The organism is Asaia sp. W19, from assembly GCF_003994335.1.
Lineage (GTDB): Bacteria > Pseudomonadota > Alphaproteobacteria > Acetobacterales > Acetobacteraceae > Asaia.
Window position 1 is genome coordinate 1 of record NZ_PNQZ01000042.1, and the last position, 5,921, is coordinate 5,921.

4 protein-coding genes are annotated in these 5,921 nt (G+C 57.4%); all 4 read left to right on the forward strand.

The window, feature by feature from the left end:
* Positions 1–1,350, forward strand: a 1,350-nt coding sequence (locus C0V97_RS08290; RefSeq protein ID WP_148114930.1) for a hemagglutinin repeat-containing protein, incomplete at its 5' end; no start/stop codon positions are given.
* Positions 1,260–2,003, forward strand: a complete 744-nt coding sequence (locus tag C0V97_RS08295; protein ID WP_158625383.1) for a hemagglutinin repeat-containing protein — start codon at positions 1,260–1,262, stop codon at positions 2,001–2,003. The genes C0V97_RS08290 and C0V97_RS08295, both read left to right, overlap by 91 nt.
* Positions 1,978–3,426, forward strand: a complete 1,449-nt coding sequence (locus C0V97_RS08300) for a hypothetical protein (RefSeq protein ID WP_127102156.1) — start codon at positions 1,978–1,980, stop codon at positions 3,424–3,426. The genes C0V97_RS08295 and C0V97_RS08300 overlap by 26 nt, the downstream gene beginning before the upstream one ends.
* A gap of 1,266 nt (positions 3,427–4,692) precedes the next feature.
* A partial coding sequence (locus C0V97_RS19000; protein ID WP_233582054.1) for a hemagglutinin repeat-containing protein occupies positions 4,693–5,921 on the forward strand: 1,229 nt, incomplete at its 3' end.

A 5,921-nucleotide genomic window follows, 5' to 3' on the forward strand; every position in this document is an offset into this window, starting at 1 on the left:
AAAGACGTGTCGCTTGCGGGATCGAGCGTCACGAATAGCGGGACGATTTCGGGCAGCAACAGCCTGAGCATTCTGGCGCGCAATGGCGACATCACCAATACGGGCACGCTGGCAGGTGGCTCGGTCAGCCTGGTGGCGCAGAACGGGTCGATCATCAACAGCGCGACGCTGAATGATTATCTGGTCAATGGCGGCAATCAGGGCCAGCTTGGCTCGGTCGGCACGATCACGGCGAGCGGTGCGGCGTCCCTCTCGGCCAGTAATGACATTACCTTCAATGGCGGTCGCCTGAGTTCGGGTGGTGATCTGTCGATGCTGGCGGGCAACAGCCTGACGCTTGGGGCCGCGACGGTGCGTCAGGCCACGGCGGTGAAGGGCGCCAATGTCAGCAGCGCCTTCAGCCAGACGCAGAATTACACGAGCTCGATCAGTGCGGGCGGGAATGCGGTTCTGGCAGCCCTTGGGGGCGATCTGAAATCGGCGGGAGCGACGATCGACAGTACGGGCAATATGGTGCTGTCTGCGGCGAAATCGCTCGATCTTGGGTCTGTCACCGACAGCACAAGCCATGACATTTCCGGCAGCAAGTCGGGCTTCCTGACGCATAGCCGCTTTACAGACACGGGGAGCCTGTCGGTCGAGCGCGGCTCGAATGTGACGTCTGGCGGCAGGCTGACGGGTCTGTCGGGCGGGGATATGAGCCTCAAGGGGCTGATCGGCGCGCAGGGCGATGTCTCGCTCTCCGCAGGCGGCACTCTGACGCTGGAGGCCACAAAGACGCAGAGCGAAGCGAGTGCTTCGCATCACGTGGCAGGGATCTCGCTCGGCACGAACGGTGCCACAGGCACGCTGGGTTACGGATCGCGCTCGGATGCGTCTTCGTCCTCCTCGACAAGCTGGACCCCCTCCGTCGTGGCCTCGCTGGGCGGCGATGTCACGCTCAGTGCCGGCAAGGCAGTGACCATCGACGGCTCCGCCCTCTCGGCTGCAGGCGATCTCACCCTCTCAGGCTCCTCCGTCTCTTTCACGGCCAGGGAAAACACACAGACACAGACATCCTCCCATAAGGAAACATCCATCGGGTTCAGTGCCGGCGTGGCGCCGGGCTTCATGGTGGGACAGGCGGTCAATGGCGGGTTGAATGCCGCGCAGCAGGGAACGGGCACCCTGGCCGGTCTGACCGGGCTGCAGACAGCGATCGGCGAAGGCATGTCTGCCGTTGGGGGGGGGCAACCCAGAACAATATTGTCGGCGTGCAGGTGTCGCTCGGGTTCTCGAGCAGCAAAAGCCAGTCGAGCCAGAGCCAGACCACCCTGCAGGGCTCATCGGCGACAGCGGGTGGGGATCTGACCATCGTCGCGCGCGGGGATAATGCAGCCGATGCGCAGAACGGCACGATCGCCGTAACGGCAGGAACGCTCTCGGGCCAGGATGTCACGCTCGCTGCCAGTGGCGATATCACGCTGCAATCGGGCGTGGAGACCAGTCAGACAGAAAGTTCGGCACAAAGCGTTTCGGCTTCGGTCGGGGTTGTTGGCAGCATTGGCACAGACCATGCCGGGGCCAGCGTCACAGCGTCAGTCTCCGGCTCGACACAACACAGCCAGTCGGACAGCACCACCCATGTGGTGACCACGGTGACGGGATCGAACAATGTCACACTGGTCACGTCAGGCACGACGACGCTCGATGGAGCCACGGTTTCGGGCGGTCATATTGGTGTGCAGACAGGCAATCTGGTCATTACCAGCCCGCAGGACGAGGCGCATTACGAGAGCCATTCGGCATCGGGTGGGGCGAGTATAACGGTTCCCATCCCTGGAGCCGGGGCGGGGTCTGTCGGCGGTGGGGGAAGTGTCTCCGGATCCTCGGTGACAGATACCTATCGCTCCACAGGCAAGGATCAGTCCGGGCTCTATGCGGGTGAGGGGGGGGCTGGATGTCGAGGTCTCTGGCAATACGGCTCTGACAGGCGGGGTGATCAGCAGCACGGCAGAGGCTGACCGCAATCATTTTAGCACCGGCTCCCTGGACGCGGAAAGTGTGGAGAATGTCTCGCGCTGGAGCGCGACGGGCGCGTCGGTCGCCGGGGGATATTCTGGCGGCGAAAGTCTGGCTAATGTGGCCAAATCGTCAGCCGTGGCGGTGGGCCATGTCGATCACAGCGAGACCAGCACGACGCAATCAGTGATCACGGGCAACATCGATGTGCAGAGCGGCAGCACAACAGGGGCGTACAGTACAGATCTGGCCGGTGCGAACGGGCATCTGGACAATGATTTCAATGCCAGCTCGGTCAATAATACAATACAGACCCAGATGGCCGCCGAGACGGCGGGAGAAACGGCCGTCGAACTGGGCGTGCAGGCCTATGAGGCGGCCAACAAGGCATCCGGCTTCACAGGCGGTGGGAAAAAAAGAACTTCAGGTCAGACCGGGCTGAATACGGGTCAGGGAGGGGATGCCACGGCCTCTTCCACAGCCTCGTCCCTGTCGGGAGATCAGGCCCTCACGGAGGCTCATCATGACGCCTATCCGATCGATACCGCCGATCCGACGGATCCATCACAGAGTGGAACGCGAACTGAAGGTCAAACGGCGACCCGACATACCCAGTCAAACGGCGATGAAGCCATCACCGTCACAGCTCATCTGGATCATCCCTATCAGCCTTCGGCGGGCCTGAACTTTGCCCAGGGTATGTCGGATGCGGAGTTTGCCCAGTGGTTCCTCCCGCCGGTTGCCGAGGCGATGTCCATGTATAATACCGGCAAGGATATCAGGAACGGCGACTATAAAGGAGCAGCCTGGGAGAGTGTCACCGGCTGGGGGTTGGGTCTGGAAACAGGCGCCGCCGGAAAGGTCGCCGGAAAAGTCGTCGCACTCGGGCTCAAGGAAATACAGGCCGCCACAAAAGCCGCCAGAGAAGAAAAAGCCGCAGAAAGCGTCCTCAATAACATCGCTCATGACGGGGAAACCACCGGGGGGAGTGGGGGATCGTCTGGAGCAAGTGCTGCTTCAAAAAATACCCCCCAGCTTGATCAAGATTCGATTCCTGGAAGAGTCAGGTCAAGAATCAATCTAGCGAATAAGGATACTCGTTTTACGCCCGTTAACGGTAAAGGTAAAACCGTAGATGCGGGGTGGGAACATGTTGTTGAGAGACACTTCAACCAAGGAAACACTCAAAGCCAATTTACAATCACCCAGAGTGAGACCCGCGACTTGTTGCAGTCGAAAGCAGTAGTCGACAGTCCGATTGTGAAGGTGTTAATGATTGGTAACGATCCAACTTATGTAAGAGTCGCCGATACGGGACGTGTTGTCGGAACTGTGAGAAAAGCGGATGGTGGCGGGTTGACTACGAAAGTCCGGATACAAACCGATCGAGCCGGAAATTTGATAACAGCTTATCCAGTGCCCTGAGGAAAACTATGCTTTTCAAAAATAGGTGTGAGCAATTTTCTTTTTTATATGGAAGCGTAATAGCAAAAAGAGGCCGAGAGCTTCTGTACGCTGAGCGGGTGATGGAAAGGTCCCTTGGAGGTGACCTAACGACAGATATGATATTCTGTTTCTGCCCATTTAATGACTCTTTCGAGCACTTACTAGGTCTGTATGAATTAAAAAAAAATAGTAATCCTAAATATTTTGAAAATTTTTGTTTTAGGTTTATTGAAGAGTTTTTTGTTTTGTACGCAAATTCTGTGCCAAAATGCTGCGGAGACGGTCGGTTAGCCTATGGACTATCGGAAACGGATGACGAAATAGTTCAGATTTGTGATCGCTGCGATCAAATATATAGTCTGAGTGGCGAAGAGATATCTAGAAACTCAGTTCGGTATTTGACGAGAAGGGACTTTACAAATCGATTTGGCGATTCTGATCAGGATTGGCCATATGTCGAGAAAGTCATTACGAAAATAGCTTCAAGGGTGATGTCACGTTAACTGAAGTGAGGTAGGCGACGCCCGAGAAAGAGATCTTCAGGCGCTGAGAGCGGTCGCGTTATTCCATTGGGCGAGAGCCCGGACACGATGGATATGACGAGAAAGAGCGGTGGTGATGGAGGCAGGTGGAACAAAGAGATTGCGGCTGGCTGAGAAGACGGACACGAAGCGCTGACATCCGCCCGGCGAACGTAACTTCTGTATGATGCGTTCGCGTTTTCGCCCCCCCCTAAACCGGCAGTAGATTTCATTACATACGAAAATATCGACAGTTGTAGCGATTTTCCGTTCATCATTTCCGCTGAAATTAAGTCCGCGATGATATTTTTGAATCTATCTTGCGAGTGCTTACATGATGAATGCATCATTGGCGTCAAATGAGGGAATGTCGAATCTTTTGAAAGTGATGTGGAGGGATCAATAATTATTGAGAGCTTAGGCTGGTTCGTAATTGCAGGCTTTGGCGGTTTGGTCGACGGTGTCTGAAATGACATTCGATCTGTGATTTGAGCAGATCGGCGACGACCATTCGCTGGATTGCTACGCGACCGCATTTATCTGCTTCAGAAAGAGAAAACGGCGTATACTCCAAAACGTTATTGGGCAACACGACCTGCATTGTGGCTCCATCACAGGCTGCGGCATCTGGCATCTTCTATTTCCAGGTCAGTCTAAATTTCCGGCCGATGGAAACACGCGATTTGTAGCCAAAGAATGGGACGGCGAGCTTCATGTAAGGGTCGTGTCGGGCGGGGATATGAGCCTCAAGGGTCTGATCGGCGCGCAGGGCGATGCCTCGCTCTCCGCAGGCGGCACTCTGACGCTGATTGCTGCGAAGACGCAGAACGAAGCAAGTGCGTCGCATCACGTGGCAGGGATCTCGCTGAGCAGCCAGGGCGCGCAGGGGACGCTGGGCTATGGCATGCGCGACGACAGATCATCGTCGTCGAGCACGGTCTGGACCCCGTCGGTTCTGGCCTCGCTGGGCGGCAGTGTGGCGCTCAACGCAGGTAAGGCGCTCACGATCGATGGCTCGGCATTGTCGGCGGCGAATGATCTCACGCTCTCAGGCTCGTCCGTCTCGCTGCTGGCTAAGGAGAACAGCCAGACACAGAGCATGGCGCATAAGGAGAAATCCATCGGCGCCAGAATCGGATTGTCTCCAACATCCATTGTCGGGCAGGTGGTCAATACGGGGCTTGCTGCAAGCCAGACGTCAGGTAGCGGCAGCGGGACGCTTGCTGCGCTGAATGCGATGCAGGGCGCGGCGATTATTGTCACCTCGATCATAAGAGGGGGCGATGCAGTTGCGGGCAATATTGTGGGCGTACGCCAATCCATTGGCTCGTCGTCGCTGCATCAGTCGAGCACGGAAACACGGACCGAGGCCGTCGGCTCGGCCCTTAAAGCTGGCAACACGCTTTCTGTCGTGGCGCGTGGCGATAACGCAGCGGATGCGCAGAACGGCTCTTTGAGTGCGACGGCGTCGAGCCTGTCGGGCAAGGATGTAGTTCTCGCGGCCAGCAAGGACATCACGCTGCAGGCGGGCTGGGATACGACCCATAGCGAAGGCGACATGAAGTCGAAATCGACTTCAGTCGGTCTCGATATTGGTGTGGGTGTTGGTGGGTATAGCGCCAGCCTGAGTGCGTCGTTTGGCAAGCAGACGCAGCATGTCGTTTCCGACAGTGCGACGGCTGTGAACACGACGGTCAATGGCGCGCAGAGTGTGACGATCGCAAGCCCGGGCAGTGTGACGCTGAACGGGGCGACGGTCACGGCCCCGCGCCTGGATCTGGCTGCGGGCAGCCTGAACATCACGAGCCCGCAGAATACGTCCGATTATCGCAGCACAGCGAGCCAGAGCGGTGGCCAACTGAGCCTTGGCTACAAGACCGGTATTGGTGGCAGTGGACTTAACCAGACAGTCACCGATCATTTTGCCACGACGGGCTCGACCCTCTCAGGACT